General features: G+C 68.9%; 15 protein-coding genes. 9 read left to right on the top strand and 6 right to left on the bottom strand.

Annotated features, from left to right (window positions below; translation table 11 throughout):
- Positions 1-141: 141 nt before the first annotated feature.
- A complete protein-coding gene (locus tag FJ091_20180; protein MBM4385672.1) occupies positions 142-1,956 on the bottom strand; it encodes an NAD(P)/FAD-dependent oxidoreductase in 1,815 nt (604 codons plus the stop codon).
- A 91-nt stretch (positions 1,957-2,047) separates the two neighbouring features.
- Between FJ091_20180 and FJ091_20175 the strand changes: the two genes are divergently transcribed.
- The 4 genes from FJ091_20175 (at position 2,048) to FJ091_20160 (ending at position 6,295) form a co-directional block, all read left to right on the top strand.
- The gene (locus FJ091_20175) at positions 2,048-3,820 is read left to right on the top strand and encodes an amidohydrolase family protein (protein ID MBM4385671.1); all 1,773 of its coding nucleotides are present in this window, start codon (positions 2,048-2,050) and stop codon (positions 3,818-3,820) included.
- A 210-nt stretch (positions 3,821-4,030) separates the two neighbouring features.
- Positions 4,031-4,849, top strand: coding sequence for an SDR family oxidoreductase (locus FJ091_20170; protein ID MBM4385670.1), 819 nt, complete (start codon positions 4,031-4,033; stop codon positions 4,847-4,849).
- Between the two features lie 10 nt (positions 4,850-4,859).
- Positions 4,860-6,050, top strand: coding sequence for a phosphotransferase (locus FJ091_20165; protein ID MBM4385669.1), 1,191 nt, complete (start codon positions 4,860-4,862; stop codon positions 6,048-6,050).
- Between the two features lie 11 nt (positions 6,051-6,061).
- Complete coding sequence (locus FJ091_20160) at positions 6,062-6,295, top strand: hypothetical protein (GenBank protein MBM4385668.1); 234 nt, start codon at positions 6,062-6,064, stop codon at positions 6,293-6,295.
- Between the two features lie 8 nt (positions 6,296-6,303).
- Here FJ091_20160 and FJ091_20155 read toward each other — a convergent pair whose 3' ends face one another.
- From FJ091_20155 to FJ091_20145, 3 genes are read right to left on the bottom strand one after another with little or no spacing between them, the layout of a single operon-like run.
- Positions 6,304-7,314, bottom strand: coding sequence for an Lrp/AsnC family transcriptional regulator (locus FJ091_20155; GenBank protein MBM4385667.1), 1,011 nt, complete (start codon positions 7,312-7,314; stop codon positions 6,304-6,306).
- A 29-nt stretch (positions 7,315-7,343) separates the two neighbouring features.
- Positions 7,344-8,789, bottom strand: coding sequence for an FAD-dependent monooxygenase (locus tag FJ091_20150; protein MBM4385666.1), 1,446 nt, complete (start codon positions 8,787-8,789; stop codon positions 7,344-7,346).
- Between the two features lie 7 nt (positions 8,790-8,796).
- A complete protein-coding gene (locus tag FJ091_20145; protein ID MBM4385665.1) occupies positions 8,797-9,189 on the bottom strand; it encodes a nuclear transport factor 2 family protein in 393 nt (130 codons plus the stop codon).
- A gap of 110 nt (positions 9,190-9,299) precedes the next feature.
- On the opposite strand from FJ091_20145, the gene FJ091_20140 reads away from it, so the two are divergent.
- Positions 9,300-10,106 carry an SDR family oxidoreductase gene (locus FJ091_20140; GenBank protein ID MBM4385664.1) on the top strand — a complete coding sequence of 269 codons (807 nt, stop codon included), beginning with the start codon at positions 9,300-9,302 and terminating at the stop codon, positions 10,104-10,106.
- A 673-nt stretch (positions 10,107-10,779) separates the two neighbouring features.
- On the top strand, positions 10,780-11,946 hold the full coding sequence (locus tag FJ091_20135) for an acyl-CoA/acyl-ACP dehydrogenase (protein MBM4385663.1): 1,167 nt from the start codon (positions 10,780-10,782) through the stop codon (positions 11,944-11,946).
- A 722-nt stretch (positions 11,947-12,668) separates the two neighbouring features.
- Here the strand turns inward: FJ091_20135 and FJ091_20130 are convergent.
- Both FJ091_20130 and FJ091_20125 read right to left on the bottom strand, forming a co-directional pair.
- Positions 12,669-13,676 (bottom strand): LLM class flavin-dependent oxidoreductase, encoded by a 1,008-nt coding sequence (locus FJ091_20130; GenBank protein ID MBM4385662.1) that lies wholly within the window; start codon positions 13,674-13,676, stop codon positions 12,669-12,671.
- Positions 13,677-13,900: 224 nt separating this feature from the next.
- Positions 13,901-15,049, bottom strand: a complete 1,149-nt coding sequence (locus FJ091_20125) for an amidohydrolase (GenBank protein ID MBM4385661.1) — start codon at positions 15,047-15,049, stop codon at positions 13,901-13,903.
- Between the two features lie 144 nt (positions 15,050-15,193).
- On the opposite strand from FJ091_20125, the gene FJ091_20120 reads away from it, so the two are divergent.
- From FJ091_20120 to FJ091_20110, 3 genes are all read left to right on the top strand, one after another.
- Positions 15,194-17,086 carry a TonB-dependent receptor gene (locus tag FJ091_20120; protein MBM4385660.1) on the top strand — a complete coding sequence of 631 codons (1,893 nt, stop codon included), beginning with the start codon at positions 15,194-15,196 and terminating at the stop codon, positions 17,084-17,086.
- Positions 17,087-17,116: 30 nt separating this feature from the next.
- Positions 17,117-17,569, top strand: coding sequence for a TonB-dependent receptor (locus FJ091_20115; protein MBM4385659.1), 453 nt, complete (start codon positions 17,117-17,119; stop codon positions 17,567-17,569).
- A 78-nt stretch (positions 17,570-17,647) separates the two neighbouring features.
- Positions 17,648-18,928, top strand: coding sequence for a phytanoyl-CoA dioxygenase family protein (locus FJ091_20110; GenBank protein ID MBM4385658.1), 1,281 nt, complete (start codon positions 17,648-17,650; stop codon positions 18,926-18,928).
- Positions 18,929-19,146: the final 218 nt, after the last annotated feature.

Here is a 19,146-nt window from a genome sequence, read left to right as displayed (position 1 = left end):
GCTGTGCGGGGCGCGCGCTTCATCGAACAGGGAGGAGAACGAAATCAGGGCGCCATCGAGGCGCCCTGATTTCGCTTTCGGAGTTGGAGTCGGAATCGGAGTCGGAATCGGCCAGCTGAGTTGAGTTGTTAGGTCGTTCCGCTACCTCAGCTCGAGGCCAGCCAGCTTTCCCTCCGCCCGCCACGCCGCGAGCAGCGCATTGAAGGCGTTCGCGCCCGGGGCATACGACTCCGCGGTGAACGTGCCCGGCGTTTCCGCGAACTTTCCCTCGCTGTTGTAGTAACCGGGCGTGCACGACTCCGCGAACGCGTTGTTCATCACGGCGAGCGAGCGGATCGTGCGCACCCAGTCGGCTTCACCCTCGGCGCTGGGCTGCACGCTCCGCGCGCCGCGCTTCTGTGCCTCGCGGATGACGTAGGCCACGTGCTTGGCCTGGTCATCGAACATCGAGGTCATGTTCACGGACACGCCGTTCTGAGAGATGCCGATGAAGAACCAGTTCGGGAAGCCGTGCACGGAGAAGCCGTGAAGCGTGCGCAGGCCGTCCTTCCAGTAGTCGTAGAGCGACTGCCCGCCGCTGCCGTAGATCTCGAAGCCGATGCGGCGGCGCGGCGCGGTGCCGATCTCGAAGCCGGTGGAGAAGATGATGCAGTCGACTTCGTACTCGACTCCGTTCGCGACGAGGCCCTTCTTCGTGATGCGCTCGACGCCGCGCGTGTCGCTCACGTCGACGAGCGTCACGTTGGGGCGGTTGAACGTGGCGAGGTACTCGTCGTTGAAGGTCGGGCGCTTGCAGAACTGGCGGTACCAGGGCTTCAACGCCTCGGCGGCGGACTTGTCGCGCACCTCGGCGTCCACACGCGCGCGGATCTGATTCATCTTCTGGAAGTCGGCGATCTCGGCGAGCTCCGCCGCCAGCTCGAGTGCGTTCTCTTTCTCTGCCGAGACGGGCGAGTTCGACGCGAGGTTGCGGAAGATGTCGGTCCACGCGTCGGCCACGAGGTCGACCTCGAACGGCCGGCCCGTGACGACGTCGTTGAAGTTCTCGCGCCGCGCGCGCTGCCAGCCGGGCTTAAGGCTCTTCGCCCACGCGGGGTCGGTGGGCTTGTTGCCGCGGAAGTCGACGGACGACGGCGTGCGCTGGAAGACGTAGAGCCGCTTCGCGTGCGCACCGAGGAACGGCACGCACTGAATCGCCGTGGCGCCGGTGCCGATGATCGCGACGCGCTTGTCGGCGAGCTTGTGCAGGTTCCCGCCGTGGCTCCCGCCGGTGTAGGCGTAATCCCAGCGCGAGGTGTGGAAGGTGTGGCCCTCGAACTCCTGGATGCCGGGGATGCCCGGCAGCTTGGGGCGGCTCGCGGGGCCGGTCGCGACGATCACGTAGTGCGCGCGCATGCGGTCGCCGCGGTCCGTGACGACCGTCCAGCGCGCGCTCGCGTCGTCCCAGCGAATGCTCTGCACGTGCGTGCGGAAGCAGGCGAGCTCGTACAGGCCGAAGTGCTTCGCGATGCGCTGCGAGTGCTCGTAGATCTCGGGCGAGAAGGAGTACTTCTCCTTCGGCATGTACCCGGTCTCTTCGAGCAGGGGCAGGTAGCAGTACGACTCGATGTCGCACTGCGCGCCGGGGTAGCGGTTCCAGTACCAGGTGCCGCCGAAGTCGCCCCCCGCTTCGACGATGCGAATGCCCGCGATGCCCGCCTCCTTCAGCCGTGCCGCGGCGAGCATGCCGCTGAAGCCGCCGCCGATGATCAGCACTTCGACTTCGTCCGTGAGGGGCGCGCGCGCGAGCTTCGAGTCGACGTACGGGTCTTCGGTGAAGTGGGCGAACTTGCCCGAGACCTCGAGGTACTGGTCGTCGCCGTCCGGGCGCAGGCGCTTGTCGCGCTCGCGCTGGTACTTCTCGCGCAGCGCAGCGGGATCGAAGTCGAGGGCGGTCGAGCGCGGTTCGGCGGCCATGCGAAGTCTCCTCAGCGCGAGATTATTTCACAAGTTCGCGCAGAAATCGTTCATGATGTGTGCGCGTTCTGAAATCGAGGAGGTCCAGCGCATGCCCCAGTTCGACACCGTGATTCGCGGCGGAACGGTGGTGGACGGCACGCGGCTGCCGCGCGTGCGCGCGGACGTCGGCATCAAGCACGGGCGCGTCGCGAAGATCGGGCGCATCGCAGCGGGCGCCGGCGCGCGCGAGCTCGACGCGAGCGGGCAGATCGTCGCGCCCGGCTTCGTCGACCTGCACTGCCACTACGACGCGCAGATCCACTGGGACCCGTACTGCACGATCTCGGGCTGGCACGGCGTGACGTCGCTCGTGCTCGGCAACTGCGGCTTCGGCTTCGCGCCTGTTAGGCCAGCCGACCGCGAGCGCGCGCTGCTGATGATGACGCGCACGGAGCAGATCCCGTACGAGTCGATGAAGGCGGGCATGCCGTGGGCGTGGGAGTCGTTCCCCGAATGGCTCGACAACCTCGAGCGGCTGCCGAAGGGCGTGAACATCGTGAGCTACGTCCCAGTGTCACCGCTGATGGTCTACGTGATGGGCGTCGAAGCCTCGAAGACGCGCGCGGCGACGCCCGCGGAGCGGCGCGAGATGCAGCGCCTGCTCGATCAGGCGATGGACGCGGGTGCCTGCGGCTTCTCGGTGCAGCGCCTCGGCGAGCGGTCGCTGCAGGCCGACTACGACGGCACGCCGATGCCCACGGACTGCATGGCCGACGAGGATCTGTTCGCGCTCGGCGAGGTGTTACGGAAGCGCGACGAGGGCTTCATCCAGATCACGCAGGCGCAGGCGGGCAACCCCGTCGACGCGACGCCCGAAGCCATCGCGCGCGACATGCGCGCCGTCGAGCGGCTCGCCGAGATCGCGGGCCGCCCCGTACTGCACAACGTCGTGACCGTCGTCGATCAGTACCCCGATGCGCACAAGCAGACTCTGCAGTGGATTCACGACTGCAACGCGCGCGGTCTCCGCATCGTGGCGCAGGGCGCGAACGTGCGGACGTGGTTCCAGTACTCGCTCGAGCACTGGAATCTCTACGACTCGGCGCCGGCGTGGAATCATGCGACGCAGGGCACGCACGCAGAGAAGCTGCGCAAGCTCGCGGATCCCGAGATCCGCCGGCAGATGAAAGACCAAGATGCGCAGCTGATCACGCTCGGCGCCGGAGGCCCCATCGCGGAGATCACGGTGGCGAGCGACGGCGGGAACGCGGCGCTCGCGAAGTATCTCGGCCGCACGATCGGCGAGATCGCGAGCGAGGAGCGCAAGCACCCGATCGACGCGCTGCTCGACATCGCGGTGGCGGGCGATCTCAAGCCGGAGTTTCGGACCGGCACTGCGGGGCCAACGTTCACGAACGCCGACGAGATGGCGCGGCTGATGAGCGACCCCTACGTGATCCCCGGCGTCTCCGACGGCGGCGCGCACACGAAGTTCTTCACGGGCGGCTCGTACCCCACGGACATGCTCGCCTGGCTCGTGCGCGATACGGGCAAGATGTCGCTCGAAGAAGCGCACTGGCACCTCAGCTACTTGCCCGCGCAGGCGGCGGGCTTCCTCGATCGCGGCTTCCTGCGCGAAGGCGCGCCCGCAGACATCGTGGTCTACGACCTCGCGCGCCTGCGTCGTGTGCCCGAGTGGGACTTCGAGGTCGCGCACGACTTCCCGGCGAACGAGTGGCGCCGCATCCAGCGCGCCGAGGGTTACCGCTTCATCCTCGTGAACGGCGAAGTCACCTTCGAGGAAGGCAAGTGTACCGGTGCGACGCCCGGGAAGTTGTTACGGAACGGCCGGGTCGGCGAAGCCTCTGGCTTCGCCGCTTAGCGAGCGAAGCGCGCCGTGAGCCGAAGGCGAGCGGAGATCGAACAGCGGCCTCTGAGTGCGCTGGACTCTCGGTGCGCGGCGTTCGTGCACCCCGAGGAGATCAGCTCGCCCGCGCCCGCGCCGGAGGCTGGTCCCCGCCGGCGCGGGCGCGCTCGAGTCCGCTGAGCCAGCGTGCGCGCATGCGGCGCGCACGGCGCGCGAGGAGGATCCATGTTGCTCGAAGGCAAGACGGCGATCGTGACCGGCGGAGCGTCGGGCATCGGGCGCGCGACCGCGCGGGTGTTCGCGCGCGAAGGCGCTCGCGTGTGCGTCGCCGATCTCAATGGCGAGGCCGCCGAGAGCGTCGCGAAGGAAATCGCAAGCGCGGGCGGCGACGCGTTCGCGCTGCGCGTCGACGTCACGAGCGAGGCGGACAACGCGCGCATGGTGGCGGAGGCGCAGCGGCGCTTCGCTCGAGTCGACACGGCGTTCCTGAACGCGGGCATCGCGCTCCAGTCGACGATCGTCGACGGCGATCTGGCGGCGTGGCATCGCGTCGTCGCCGTGAACCTCACGGGCGTCTATCTCGGCATGCGCGCCGTGGCGCCCGCGATCGTGGCGAGTGGCGGCGGCGCGATCGTGGCGACGGCTTCGGTCGCCGGCCTGCGCGGCGGCATCGGCATGGCTTCTTATTACGCCAGCAAGCACGGTGTGACCGGCCTCGTGAAGGCGTGCGCGGCGGAGCTCGCGCCCTCGCGAGTGCGCGTGAACGCGATCTGCCCCGGCGTGATCGACACGCCGATCCTCGGCGCGAACCATGCGAACACCACGGCCACCGAAGGCGTGCTCGCGAACATGCACCCGCTGCGCCGCGTCGGGCAGCCCGAAGAAGTCGCGGACTTCGTATGCTTCCTCGCCAGCGACCGCGCGCGCTTCATCACGGCGCAGGCGTACGCCATCGACGGCGGAATGTCGCAGGTCATGCCCGAGGGCGAGGCGTTCCCGGTCGGTGCGCACATGGCGCTCACCGACTCGCTCTCGAAGGCCTGAGCGAGGAGCCTTGAGACCCCTCGGCGGCGCGCACGAGATCGGCACGCTGCGCACGCGCGCTCGGGTGGCCGCGCACGTCGTGTGGGACGCGCTCCTGCGCCCGCCAGCGCGCCTTGCGAGCGAAGTGCCGTGGTGCGCGGAGGCGATTACGCCGGAGTGGATCACCGCGGTGATGGCGGCGCGCGTTCCCGGCGCGCGTGCACTCGAAGTGCGCGCGCAGGGCGGGCACGCGGGCTCGAGCGTGCGGCGCGAGGTGCACGTGCGCTGGAACGAAGCCGGCGTGGCTGCAGGTCTCGCGACGCGCCTGTTCGCGAAGACGACGCCGACGCTGCTGACGCGCCTCTCGTCGGGCATGGCCGCCGCGGGCGAGGGTCGCTTCTTTCGCGAGCTACGCGGTGAGCTCGCGATCGAGGCGCCGCTGCTCGTGCACAGCGCTTACGACCGCGCCTCGGCGCGCTCGATCCATCTCTTCGAGGACCTCGCCGCGATGCGCGGCGCCAGGTTTTGCCGGCGCGACACGAGCATCTCGCGTGCGCAGGCCCAGCAGATCGTCGACACGCTCGCGGCGCTGCATGGCAGCCATTACGGAAGCGGGCGCTTCGACGCGGACCTGCGCTGGCTGACGACCTACGAGGCGTTCTTTCGCACGGGCGAGAAGAACGGCATCCGCGAGGGCCACGACCTCGCGATGATCGAGGCGGCCGACGTGATCCCGCCCGCCGTGCTCGCGCGCAAGAGCGAGATCTGGCCCGCGGCGGTGCGTTCGCTCGCGTTGCACGAGCGCGAGCCGCGCACGCTGCTCCACTCGGACGTCCACCTCGGTAACTGGTACGTGACGAGCGACGGCCGCATGGGTCTCTGCGACTGGGCGCTCGTGTGCAAAGGCCACTGGGCGCGGGACGTGTCCTACGCGCTGACGACGACGCTCGCGATCGCGGACCGCCGCGCCTGGGAGCGCGAGTTGTTACGGCGCTACCTCGAGCGCCTGCGCGAGCACGGGGCTCCGCGCATCGACTTCGACTCGGCGTGGGACCGCTACCGCGCGCTCACGTTCGCGGCGCTGCTGATGTGGACGCCGACGCTCTGTCATCCGCCGACCATGCCGGACATGCAGCCGCCCGAGATGTCGCGCGAGATGATCGCGCGCATGACGGCGGCGATCGCGGATCTCGAGGCGTTCGACGTGAAGGGCGTGGCGTGAAGGAGCCGGGGATGGCGAGCGAGTCCGTGCGCGAAGTCGCGCTCGATCAGTGGGGACGCGCGCTGCTGGAGGAGCTGTTGTTTCGCGCCGCCGAGTCGGTGTCGGCGCAGCCTCCCGACGGCGCGAGCGTCGAGGTCGCGCTGAAGTTCGTGCTCACGCCGCGCGCGGCCGACGACGCGCTCGAGATTCGCACGGAGAGCTCCGCGGAGTCTCCGCTCGTGACTCGCTTACGCCGCCCGTTCTAGGGCGCGCTCTAACGCCTCCCGCTCTCCCGCCGCTTCCGCAAGCGCGGCCGGCGCGGGCCTCCGCTCGCGACCGAAAGGTCCACGATCCGGAAGTCGTGCTTGTGCACCTGCAGCGATTCCCAGGCTTCGATGCGCTGCACGCCGGGCAGCAGGGCGATTCGCTCGAACATCAGCTTCGAGAGCTGCTCGCGAGAGGGCGCACTCACGAGCGCGATCACATCGAAGCGCCCGAGCGTCACGCCCACGAAGCCCGCCTCCGGCGCGCGCGCGATCTCCTCGGCCACGCGCCGCACGTGGCCGCGCCGCGCCTTGATCGCGATCCACGCGGCGGCGCCGCCCGGGCCGATCGTCACGTCGGAGACCGCTTGAATTCGGCAGATCCCGCTCTCTTCGAACCGCCGCAGCCGCGAGCGAATCGTGCCCTCGGAGCGCCCGACGCGGCGGCCGATCTCGCGCAGGCTCGTGCGCGCGTCGACTTGGAGGAGCTCGAGGATCCCACGGTCGAGCGCGTCGATTCCTTCACTCACGTGATCCGGCAGCGCGCGGTCGGAGAAGCGGTCGAGCTTCGCCCAGTCCATGCGGTGGTGGACGCGCTCGAGCACGAGGAAGGATTCGAGCTCCTCGACGCCGCGCACGGCTCCGATGCGCTCTTCGAGCAATGAGAAGAGATCGTGCTCGTCGCGCGCGTAGAGGCTCGCCATCAGCTCGAAGCCGCCGAGGCACGCGTTGATGCCGGTGACATTGGAAAAGCGCGCAACTTCAGCGGCGACTTCGGCGGGTTTGCGGCCGGCGACCTGGATGCCGACGATCACGAACAAGCCGTAACCGGCGGCCTTCGCGTCGATCACGCCGACCACCCGTAACAAGTTCGCCTGCTCGAGGCGCCGAATGCGGGCGGCGATCGTCTGCTCGGTCACGCCCAGCGCTTCGGCGAGCGCGCGATTCGTCGCCGAGGCGTTGCGCTTCAGGCGCGAGATGACCGCCTGATCGAGCTCGTCGACGCGCGGGGTTTCCGTCATGTGTGGGCGGCTCGATGAAAAGGGGGCAATTAGGTAGCGGCGATGGCTTCCGCTTGCGACGAGGCCAGGATCTGCGCGCGCGAAGGCCTCACCCGCCGCTCGGCGAGCGCCGCGCGCCGCGAAGGCCGCAGCGCCGCATGGCGCCCGACGCGCAGCCAAGCGCCCGGGCTGCGCATCCAGGCGTCCATGCGCGCGAAGCCGTGATAGCCCCGCCAGATCTCGCGGAAGAAGTCGCCGTCGGAGACCTGCGCTTCGTCGACGAGGTCGGCGAACGCATCGCTGGCGCGATCCGCGAGCGTGCGCGAGCGCAGCCCCGCCGACGTCTCGAAGCGCGCGCGCGCGGCGCGGTCCATTGCAAGCATCGTGCGCCAGTCGGCGCGGAACTCGCGCTCCAGCGCGGCGGCGTAGTGAAGCGCGCGAGCGCGCGGAGAAGTCGCGGCGACGAGCGCGTCGCCCAACAGCTCCGCGCTCAGAAGCGACCACGTGCAGCCGCGGCCGTACTTCGGGTTCGAGCGCACCGCGGCGTCCCCAGCGAAGTGGAGCCCGAGGACGCGCGGCTCGCCGCGCACCACGGGGCTGCGCCAGAACGCGTCCATCTGGCCGAAGCCGAACACGTCGCTCGCTGGAAGCGCTCGTTCGGGATTCACCCAACGCGAGATCGCCGGCAGCTTCATCGCGAGCGCGTGGAATCGCTCCGCGTCGCGGACTACCGCGATCATCTCCGGGTCGTCGCGATACACCTGATAAGTCACGGTGAAGAAGCCGTGATCCGCAGGCAGCGCGCCCACGATGAAGTCCGGAAAGATCAGTCCGGGGATGCCGTGTGTCGTCGGGAACTCGCGGCCCGGCGCGAGCCGGTAGTGGCGCGTGAAGTACACGATGCCCGCGTCGTGCTGCTCCTCCGCGACGCGATCGCCGAGCGCTCGCGCGAGCGTGCCGGTGCGGCCCGAGGCGTCGACGACGATGTCGGCTTCGACGTCTTCACTCGCGAGGCGTAGTCCGCGCACGCGAGGCGGCTCGCTCTCTTCGAACCACAGCGCCCGCACCTCGGCGCCGCTCGCGATGCGCGCGAGGCCGCGCTCTCGCACGTACTCGCGCAGCACGCGCTCGAGCGTGGTGCGCCGCGCGGCGATCGAGGTGAGCGCCGCGTCCTCGGCGCGCGCGCCGTAATGACTGCGCGCGATCGCGTGCAGCGCATCTTCGAAGCGGCCGTCGCCAGCGCCCGCTTCTGCGAGGCGCGCGAGAAGCGCGGGATGGTGCGCGCGCAGCAGCTCGCGCAGGCGCCCCATGAAGAAGTGGGGATGCACCGCGTGCGGCACGCCGCGCCGCCGCTCCGCGATCTCGCTGGCCCCGGAGAAGCCTTCGCCGTGCGCGGCGTCGCGCTCGTAGAGTGTGACCTCGAAGTCGCGCCGTCCGAGCGCGAGCGCGCATGCGAGGCCGCCCATGCCGGCGCCGACGACTGCGATGCGCTCCACGCCCGCCTCAGCGTTTCTGTTCGTCGCGCACTCGCGTGGTCACGCCCGAGGGATCGGGAGAGTAGGTGTGGTCTTGTTTCACTTGGCCGCGCTCGTCGAACACGAGGAACACGCACGCCGGAAACGTGCCGGTCGGGAAGATGCCCTCGCATTCGAGCGCCACGGTGTCGCCGCTCGCGACTGCCTTCACGACGCGCAGCTTCCGGCCCGGCATCGCGGCGGAGATGCGCCGTTCGAGTGCGCGCAGCTGATCGCGCCCGCGCAGCGTGACGCCACGCTGCATGTCCACCACCTCGCAGTCGGCGGCGTACACGTCGTCGACCATCTTCTCCACGTCGTCGTTGTAGGTCGCCTCCCAGCGCTTCACGGCTTCGAGATTGCGGCGCTCTTGCTCCGTCACGCGGTTCTCCTCCGCTGCCCGGAACTAACACGAAGTGCGGCTGGGATTCAAGAACGCGCTTTGAAAGCGCCAATGCGCTACGCAAACTCGCTCACGAGAGGAGATCGAGCATGGGGCGTCTAGACGGCAAGGTCGCGGTGATCACGGGCGGCGCGTCGGGCATGGGCGAGGCGTCGGCGCGTCTGTTCGTAGCGGAGGGCGCGCGCGTCGCGATCGGCGACGTGCAGGGCGAGCAGGCGCAGGCGGTCGCGAAGTCGTTGGGAGATCGCGCGATCGCTCTGCGTACGGACGTGAGCCGAAGCGCCGACGTGAAACGCCTCGTCGACGGAGCCGTGGAGGCGTTCGGGCGCCTCGACGTGATGTTCAACAACGCGGGTATCGGGGGCAGCGAGGGACTGATTCACGAGACGTCCGAGGAGGTGTTCGATCGCATCGTCGCGGTCGACCTGAAGGCGGTGTGGCTCGGCATCAAGCACGCGGTGCCACACCTCATGAAGGCGGGCGGGGGCTCGATCGTGAGCACGGCGTCGGTCTCGGCGCATCTCGGGATGAAGTATCAGGGCGCGTACGGCGCGGCGAAGGGCGGTGTGGTGCAGTTGACGCGCGTCGCGGCGATCGAGTACGCGGAGCACGGGATTCGCGCGAACGCGATTTGCCCCGGCGGTGTGCTGACGCCGTTGTTGTGGGCGAACCCGGCGCTGCCCGAGCCGCTCACACCCGCAGTGGTGGAGGAGCAACTGAAGCGGGTGCAGCCGATCGCGCGGGCGGGATTGCCGCGGGACATCGCGCATGCGGCGCTGTGGCTCGCGAGTGATGACTCGTCGTTTGTTACGGGGACGACGGTGGTGGTGGACGGGGGGTGGACGGCTTCGGCGCGGCCGAACACGGATCTTGCGGAGATGACTCAGCGGAAGTGAACGCGTGGTGTCGCGCGCGTCGAAGACTCGCTTTTGCTGAGTTCGCGGCGCGCTCGTTCGTTGCAGCGCAGCCGGCGCGGGCCTCCGCGGGGGCTCGGCTGCGCTCGGCCGCGCGGGCGCGTCAAATGGTGGCTGTGCGCCGATCGCGCTGTTTGGTGCGATGCATCCGAGTGTCAGCGCGCCCGCGCCCGGGCACTCGCTCCGCGACCCCCGCTGCGGCCCGCGCCGGCTGCTCGTGCTCGCTTTCGGAGTTGGAGTTGGAGTTGGGGAGGTGAGCGGGCGCGCGTCGAAGACTCGCGCTTGTGCTGAGGTCGTGGCGCGCTCGTTCGTTGCAGCGCAGCCGGCGCGGGCCTCCGCGGGGGCTCGGCTGCGCTCGGCCGCGCGGGCGCGTCAGGTGGTTGCTGTGCGCCGATCGCGCTGTTTCGCGATGCACCCAGGTGTGAGCGCGCCTCGCGCCTGGGCACTCGCTCCGCGACCCCCGCTGCGGCCCGCGCCGGCCGCTCGTGCTGGTGCGGGCGATGCGTCGTGGGAAAGGGGAGAACGAAATCAGGGCGCCATCGAGGCGCCCTGATTTCGCTTTCGGAGTCGGAGTCGGAGTCGGAGTTGGAGTTGGAATCGGAATCGGAGTCGGGGGTGGAGTCGGCGTACGCTGCGCGGCTGAATGGAGTGAGCGATGGACTTCACGCTGGGGGCGGAGCTCGAGTCGATTCGCAGTGAGGCGAAGCGGTTGAGTAACCGGTTCGATGACGAGTACTGGAGCGCGCGCGACGAGGGGCACGAGTTTCCTTGGGACTTCTACAACGCGTTCGCCGACAACGGCTGGATCGGCGTGCTCGTGCCCGAGGTGTACGGCGGCGCCGGACTGGGCGTGCTGCACGCGGCGGTGCTGCTCAACACGGTGGGCGCGAGTGCGGGGGCGCAGAACGCGGCGTCGGCGCTGCACCTGTCGATCTTCGGGATGGGGCCCGTGATTCATCACGGGAGCGAGGAGCTGAAGCGGCGCGTGCTGCCGCCGACCGCGACGGGGAAGCTGCACGTCTCGTTCGGCGTGACGGAGGACGACGCGGGTACGGACACGAGCCGCATTCGCACGTTCGCGCGGCGCGCGGGCGATGGCTTCGTCGTCACGGGCAAGAAGGTGTGGAACTCGAAGGCGCAGCAGGCGCAGAAGATCTTGTTATTGGCGCGCACGACGCCGCGCGAGGAGTGCAAGCGGCCGCTCGACGGGATGACGCTGTTTCTCGCGGACCTCGATCCGAGGCACGTCGAGATTCGACCGATCCCGAAGCTCGGGCGCAACGCGGTGAACTCGAACGAGGTCTACATCGAGAACCTGCCCGTCTCGGCGGCGGACGTGGTCGGCGAGGTCGGGCGCGGCTTCTACTGCCTGCTCGACGGGCTCAACCCCGAGCGCATCGTGATCGCCGCCGAAGCCGCGGGCATCGGGCGCCGCGCGCTCGAGGTGGCGACGCGCTACGCGAAGGGGCGCGTCGTGTTCGAGCGTCCGATCGGGCAGAACCAAGCGATCGCGCACCCGCTCGCGGACTGTCTCTCCGAGCTCGAAGCCGCCGACTTGTTATGGCAGAAGGCCGCATGGGCATACGATTCGAAGCAGCCGGCGGGCCCGCTCGCGAACATGGCCAAGCTGCGCGCGAGCGAGGCGGCGTTCCGCGCGTGCGACGTGGCGCTGCAGACGTTCGGCGGCTTCGGCTACGCGCGCGAGTTTCACGTGGAGCGCTACTGGCGGGAAGCTCGCCTCTCGCGCATCGCGCCGATCTCCAACGAGATGATCCGCAACTTCATCTCGGAGCACGTGCTGGGGTTGCCGCGGGCCTATTGAGTGGGTGCAGAGGTGCGCTTCAGCGCGTTCTGTGCGACTCGATGCAGCGAGCACAATAGGCGAGCCCAGAGAGCGCACGCCGCTCGCAGTCGAACCACGCGCATTTCTCGGAGGAGCGGCCTGTCTTCCACTCGGTCCTCTTTGTGCGCCACCAGAATCGCAGCGGCTTCAGCTCGAGCGGTTCCAACATCGCCTTGCGTCTCTCGCGCCGCCTGATCCTGCGGTCCAGCTTGTCTCGAACCGCGCGGGGCTGGCGACTCGACCAGTCGAGCCAGTAGTCGAAGCTGGGCTGTATCCCGGCAGACAGACCCTCCAGAGGGTTGTCGCAAGCGGGCTCCCGTTGCTCGCTGCCACGCCGGCTGCGGGCGCGCTCGAGGAACTCCGCAGGAAGTCGCACGGCGTGGTCGCGCACATAGTGAACGAGCCCTTCCGGCCACGCCCACTCGCCATCGAAGTACTCGCGCGAGCCCATCCGCGGAGAGGATCGTCCGCCATCACATCCGAATCGACACCAAGACAGACCGCACCAAGACTCGAAGACTCGCCAATCCGATTCGAGATACGCGCAGATGCGCTCGCGATCTGCGATGTCCCACGTTGAATCCTGGAGATACGAGGATGGGGGAAGGGCAGACTGGGTCCCGCCCACCAGTACCCGATCATGTGCACCCGCTTCCGATCCCCCGAGCGAGCTTGGGCGAGCTTGAGGCGCACCTCCGCGGTCACGCGTAGAACGTCTCCGCGATGCGCTGCTCGTAGGCTCTGCGCGAGTCGCCCGCGACGGGCGGCGGCTGCAGGCACAGCGAGTCCGAGACGTCGCGCAGCGGCTCGAGCTGCTTCGCGACCTCGCCCGGCGTGCCGCACACGACGAAGCTGCGCGCCATCTCGTCGGGCACGAGCTCTGTCAGGTCGCGGCGCCCGGCCGCGGCGCCCGTGGCGAGGGCGCGCGCGACGTCGCCGAAGCCGTGCGCGGCGAAGTAGGGCTGGTACTGCGCGATCGAGCCGTAGAGCGCGACGTGCGCCTTCGCGTCGCGCACGGACTCCTTGGCGTCGGGGTTTGGCGCGACGACTTGCCAGAGGTTGATCTCGACCTGCTTGCGCTCGCGGCCCGACGCGCGCAGCGCTGCGGCGTACGGCCCTAACACCTGCTCGCGCGCCCAGCGCACGGACCACGAGGGATGGCCGATCAGCCCGTCGGCGTGCGCGCCGGCGACGCGCACGAGCGGCTCGCGCAGCGCGGCGACCCACACCGGCAGGTTCGGGCGCAGCGGCTTCGCGAGCGCGAGGCGCGAGAAGTCGAGCTGGAAGAACTTGCCGTCGAAGCGGCCGTGCTTTCGCGCCTCGCCAGAGACGACGAGCTTGATGATGCGCACCGTCTCGGCCATGCGCGCGACCGGCTGCGCATATTCACTGCCGTAGTGCTCGCGGTGCACGGACTCGACGCTCGTGCCGAGCCCGAGCGTGAAGCGCCCCTCGCTCAGCGCATCGAAGTCGAGCGCTGCGAGCGCCGTCTCGAACGGCGAGCGCGTGAACGCGAGCGCGATGCCGGTGCCGAGCCGCAGCGTGCTCGTGCTCGCGGCCACCGCGCCGAGCGGCGCCCAGGGATTGCTCGCGAGCTGAATGGAGAACACGCCCTCGATGCCGCGCGCCTCCGCCTCGCGCGCGAGCTGCGCGTACTTCGCCGCGCTCCGCGACGGCGGCAGCATCGTCCAGTAGCGCGTACGGGTCATTGAGGGCCGCAACCGCGTAGCCGTGTAGCGGATGCGAGGAGGCTCGGGTTTTCCATGTGCTTCGCTCGCCTCCGCGGACTGCGGCTCGCTGCGCGCCGCGTTACGCATCGAGCACGTGCCTGCTTGGGCGCTCGCGGCTTGCGGCGCACATCGAGCCTGCGGTCGTCGTCAACTGCACCGAGCAAGTCTTGGGACAGCCGGGCGCTGGGAACCCGAGCCGACACTCAATCCAACCCGTACACGCGACGCACGTTGTCGCCCAACACCTTTTTCCGCGTCTCCGGCGAGAGGCCCGCGACGAGATTCTCGAGATCCGGCACCCAGGTGTGGGGGTGATCGGGGTGCGGGTAGTCGGTCGCCCACATGAAGCAGTCGGCGCCGACGTGGTCGAAGATCAGCGGCGCGGCGGTTTCGTCGGGATCGCCGGAGATGAAGCAGTGCTTGCGGAAGAGCTCGCTCGCGGTCGGGCGCGAGCCGGCGCGAGCGCGAGCCATCGCGCGCGTCATCGCCTCGATGCGATCGAGGATCGCGCCGATCCAGCCCGAGCCGGCTTCGAGCACGCCGACTCTGAGCGTGGGGAAGCGCTCGAACGTGCCGAGGATGAAGAACGAGAACAGCGCCTCCTGCATGAGTCCGCGCAGGCGGATCAAGTCGCCGATGCCGCGCGAGTGGCCGGGCCAGTCGAAGTTCGCGGGCGCGCTCTCGAGCGGCGTGAAGGTGGGATGGATCGCGAACGGCACGTTGCAGGCGGCGACGCTGCGGAAGAGCACGTCGTGGCGCGGGTCGCCGTGGGGCACGCGCAGGTGGTTGAACGGATTCACCCACGCGCCCTTGCAGCCGTCCTTCACCGCGCGCTCGAGCTCGGCCGCCGAGCCCGCGGGATCGAGCAGCGTCAGCATCGCGATCGGGATCATGCGGCCGCCGGAGTCGCGGCACAGGTCGGCGATCCAGCGGTTGTAGGCGCGGCAGTAGGCGAGGCTCAGCTCCGGGTCGGTGAGCTCGCACTCCCATAACAAGCCGAGCGTGGGATAGAGCAGCGTGCGGTCGAGGTTCTCGCGTTCGAGCAGGTCCACGCGCTGCTTCGTGTCTGAGGCGCCATACGGGAAGTTTTCGGCGTAGCGGCGATCGGCGCGCGGCGTCATGTCCTCCTCGCCCATCGCCCCTAACAAGCCGAGCGATCCGCGCCGCGAGCGCTTCGAGGGCTGGCCGTCGATCTCGAGGTACTCGAAGCCGTCGGCATCGAGCCGGATGCGCAGGGCGCGCGGCTCGTACTTCGCCTCGAGGTAGCTCTCCCAGAGATCCGGCGGCTCGAGGATGTGGCCGTCCGCGTCGATCGTGCCGTCGTAAGGGAAACGCTTGATCTCGTAAGCCATGGGCGCGTCCTCCGCTCCGCGTGCGAGGGTGCCGCAGCAGCGCGGGCTGGCGCATGGTCCGGTCTGGGCTTTCAGCTTGCGCAGTGGTTTGAGTTGATTCCTGCGCAATCCCGGAACAGACTCGGGAATCCACGGAGGTCCGAGATGCGCCGAGTGCTCGTCGTCTGCTTGCTCGTTGGGATTGCGTGGCCCGCCTTGGCGCAGGATGCGCCAGCCGAGGCCGAGCGCGGCGGGATCGAGGAAATCACGATCACCGCGGAGAAGCGCGAGAGCAATCTGCAGGACACGCCGATCGCGGTCACCGCGATCACGAGCGACGCGATCGAGCAGCAGGGGCTCGAGGACTTCAACGACGTTCAGTTCGTGACGCCCGCGCTGGTCTACGGCGAAATCGCCGACATGGCGCAGATCACGATGCGCGGCATCGGGGTCGACACCTCGACGATCGACGCGGAGCCCGGCGTCGGCCTCTACCAAGACGGCGTCTACCGCGGCGGCCTGACTTCATCCGCGGGCCTGTTCTTCGACGTCGAGCGCATCGAAGTGCTGCGCGGTCCGCAGGGCACGCTCTACGGCCGTAACACCACCGGGGGCGCGCTGAACGTGCTCACGAAGTTGCCCGGCGAGGAGCTCGCGTTCCAGGGCCAAGCGCTCTACGGCGCCTACGACCGCCGCCGCGTGTTCGGCGCCGTGGATCTGCCGCTGATCGACGGCGTGCTCGGCGTGCGCGGCGCCTTCGCCTACGACGCGCGCGACGGGTACACGGACAACTCGCTCACGGGGAACGAGGAGGACGACGGCAAGGCGAAGCAGGCGAAGCTCGCCGCGGTGCTCACGCCGACGGAAACACTGGACGTCGCGCTGCGCTTCAACTGGATCAGCAGCGACTACGGCGGGCCGCCGTTCGTGAAGACGTTCGACTACCCCGCGTTCCCGCTGTTCATCAGCGCAACGGACCCCGGCGGCGTGCTGCCGCCACTGCCGGGCATTGCGACGCCGGTCCCGTTCACGAAGCCCGACCCGCGCAACGTCGCCTACGACCGCGATCAGGAGTACACGCGCGACAGCTGGGACATCAACGCGACCGTGACCTGGGACGTGAGCGACGCCGTGCAGCTGAAGTGGGTCTCCGGCTACCTCGACCTCGACCAAGATCTGAATCCCGGCAACAACGACGGCGTGCCGATTCGCTTGCTCGAAGGCGACTACGAGCAGTTCAACAACGAGTGGCAACAGGAGCTGACCGCGTCGGGCTCGCTCTTCGACGATCGCCTCGACTGGATCGCCGGCTTCTTCTGGTACGAGTCCGACATCGCGGAGGAGTATCGGTACACGCTGCCGGATCTACAGATCACGTTCGAGTGGCTGTTCTCTGGCGCGCCGGGCCTCGGATTCTGCGCGCCCACGCCGACCGGTCCGACGACGGCGACACCGTCGAACTGTCTCGCCTTGTTCGGGACGAAGCTCGACGGAACCGCAAGCCCCGTTCCCTTCCTCGAGTTCTCCCTCGATCAGCAGCTCACGAGCTGGGCGATCTTCACGCAGGAGACCGTGCACTTCACCGAAGCGTTGCGGCTCACACTCGGGTTCCGCTGGTCGAAGGACGACAAGGACATCCTGCACTCGCAGGTGCTGAATCTCGGCGCGCCCGGCTGCCGCAACCTCGAGTCGCTCGAGGAGTGGAGCGAGCCGACGGGGAAGATCGGTGTCGACTACGACGTGAGCGAAGACGCGCTGCTGTACGGCTCGTTCTCGCGCGGCTTCAAGTCCGGCGGATACAACGTCGGCCTGTGCGGCAACACCTACGACCCCGAGTTCGTGAACGCGTACGAGATCGGCTTCAAGTCGAGTTGGCTCGACAACACGCTGCGGCTCAACGTCGCGGCGTTCTACAACGACTACACCGACTACCAGGCGCGCCAGTTCATCAACAACGCCTCGATCATCCGCAACGCCGCGGACGCCGAGACGTACGGCGTCGAATTCGAGGGGACCTGGGCGCCCGTCGAGCCGCTGCGACTCGATCTCACCGTGTAGTACCTAACAGCTCGGTACAAGCGCTTCATCGTGGACGACCCGATGAACACGCAGCTCGGCACGATCCAGTGCCCGCCACCGGCGGCTCCAGGGGATCTCTGCCAGAACGCGCAAGGCAACGACCTGCCGCGCGCCCCGAAGTGGAAGATCGGCCTCGCCGCGCAGTACGACCTCGAGCTCGGCGGCGCGGGTGATTTCACGCTGCGCGGCGAGTACGCGTACACCGACACGCACTACCACGACGTGTTCGAGAGCTTCTTCGCGCGCCAGAAGGCCTACTCGCTCGGCAACCTGCGCGCGATCTGGACCGCGCCGGACTCGCTGATGCCCGGGCTCAGCTTCCAGGCCTACGTCGAGAACATCGGCGACAAGGACTACGTCACGGTGCACGCGCCGAACGCGACGACGGGCAGCACCATCTCGAACTTCGGCCCGCCGCGAACGTGGGGCATCCAGGTGAACTACGCGTGGACGGCGGACTGAGCGCGCGCTGACTCGAAGCGAGGCGCGGCTCGCGAGCAGCGCGCTGGCGTAGCCTTCGCGCGATGCGAGGAGGCGCGCATGATCACTCTTCCGGGCCACTTCGAGTTTCTCGCGGACGCGTGGCTCGAGGAAGCGCGCGGCTTTCTCGCGCGCGAGGTGACCGCGCGCCGCGACCGCCTCGCGCCGTTCACGCTGAGCGAGCGCTTCACGCACGCGCCGCCGCACCTGAAGCTTGCGCATGACGTTGCGCAGTGGAGCGCGCGCTGGGATGGCGCGCGGCTCGAAGTGACCCGCGACTTCGATGAGCGCGCGGATCTCGTCGTGGAGGGCGGCTACCAAGCCGCGCTCACCTTCGCGCAGTTCGTGGGATTGCGGGCGCCCGGCGCGGCGGAGGCGCAGCTGCGCGAGGTGGCGCACATGTTCGGCGCCGATGCGGTGCGCGCGCGCGGCGCTGCGCCGAGCGAAGCCGTGAGCGAGGTGCTCGCGCAGCTGCACGACCACCTCGCGCGGCGAACGCACGAGAACCCCGACCTCGCGCACCGCGCCGAGCGCCAAGGAATCGCGAACAGAGTGCGCGAGGTAGAGGAGCGCGGGTACACCGTGCTCGAGCGCGCGATCTCACCCGCGTTTGCGGACGAAGTGCGGGCCGAGACGCTGCGCGCTCTGCTCACGCACGGCGAGCGCAGCCAGCAATTAGGGCCGACCGGGATTCAGCTGCAGTGGATGCTCTACCATGGCCGCGCGTTCGAGTTGCTCGCGCAGCATCCGCTCTTGCTCACGCTGATCGACGCCTCGCTCGGGCGCGGCGCGGTGATTGGCTCGCTGAGCGCGATCAAGAAGAGCGCGGGCAAGACCGCGATCCCGTTGCACACCGACTACGCGCTCGTACCGGAGCCGTACCCCGATTGGGCGTGCACGGGGGTGGGCGTGTGGGCGCTCGAGGACTGGCGCGTCGAGTCGGGTCCGACGTGGGTGATTCCGGGCTCGCATCGCATGCGCCGCGCGCCGCGAGCCGGCGAGGAGCACCCGCCCGGTATCCCGATCGAGATGCCGAAAGGCTCGGTCGTGTTCTTCACGAACGGGCTCTGGCACTGGCAGGGAGATCGAACGGAGCCCGGCGATCGCGTCACGCTGCATTGGCACTTCAACCGCGGAATTCTGCGCAGCCTCGAACCGAGGCGCGTCGACGAGCAGTTACTCCACCGCAACTCGCCGCGCCTCGCCGAGATGCTCGGCGAGCACGACGGCTTCGACACGATCGAGCACATCGGCCGCGACTACGGCCGCATGGAGTACATGGGGCGGCTGCTGCGCTTCACGGAGCAGCAGAAGCAGAGAATCCTGGGCCGCGGGGTGTGACGACGCGGTCGGGTATGGCGCGGCACGCATCGTGTGTCCGATGGCTTGAGCCGGTGAGGAAATCACCGAATTCCACGTGGGGTTGTATTAAGAGCCTATCCGAAAACCGCCCAGGGTGTTAATGATTGACAAGCCGTGACCCTCCGACTGGCGACCGGGGGTGAAGTGTCTGCACGAGGGAAGGCTCACCGGGGCTGGCGGATTCCCGACGAGCTGTG

The sequence above is a fragment of the Deltaproteobacteria bacterium genome (assembly GCA_016875395.1).
GTDB lineage: Bacteria > Myxococcota_A > UBA9160 > UBA9160 > UBA6930 > VGRF01.
This window is presented reverse-complemented; position numbering and strand designations above follow the sequence as displayed.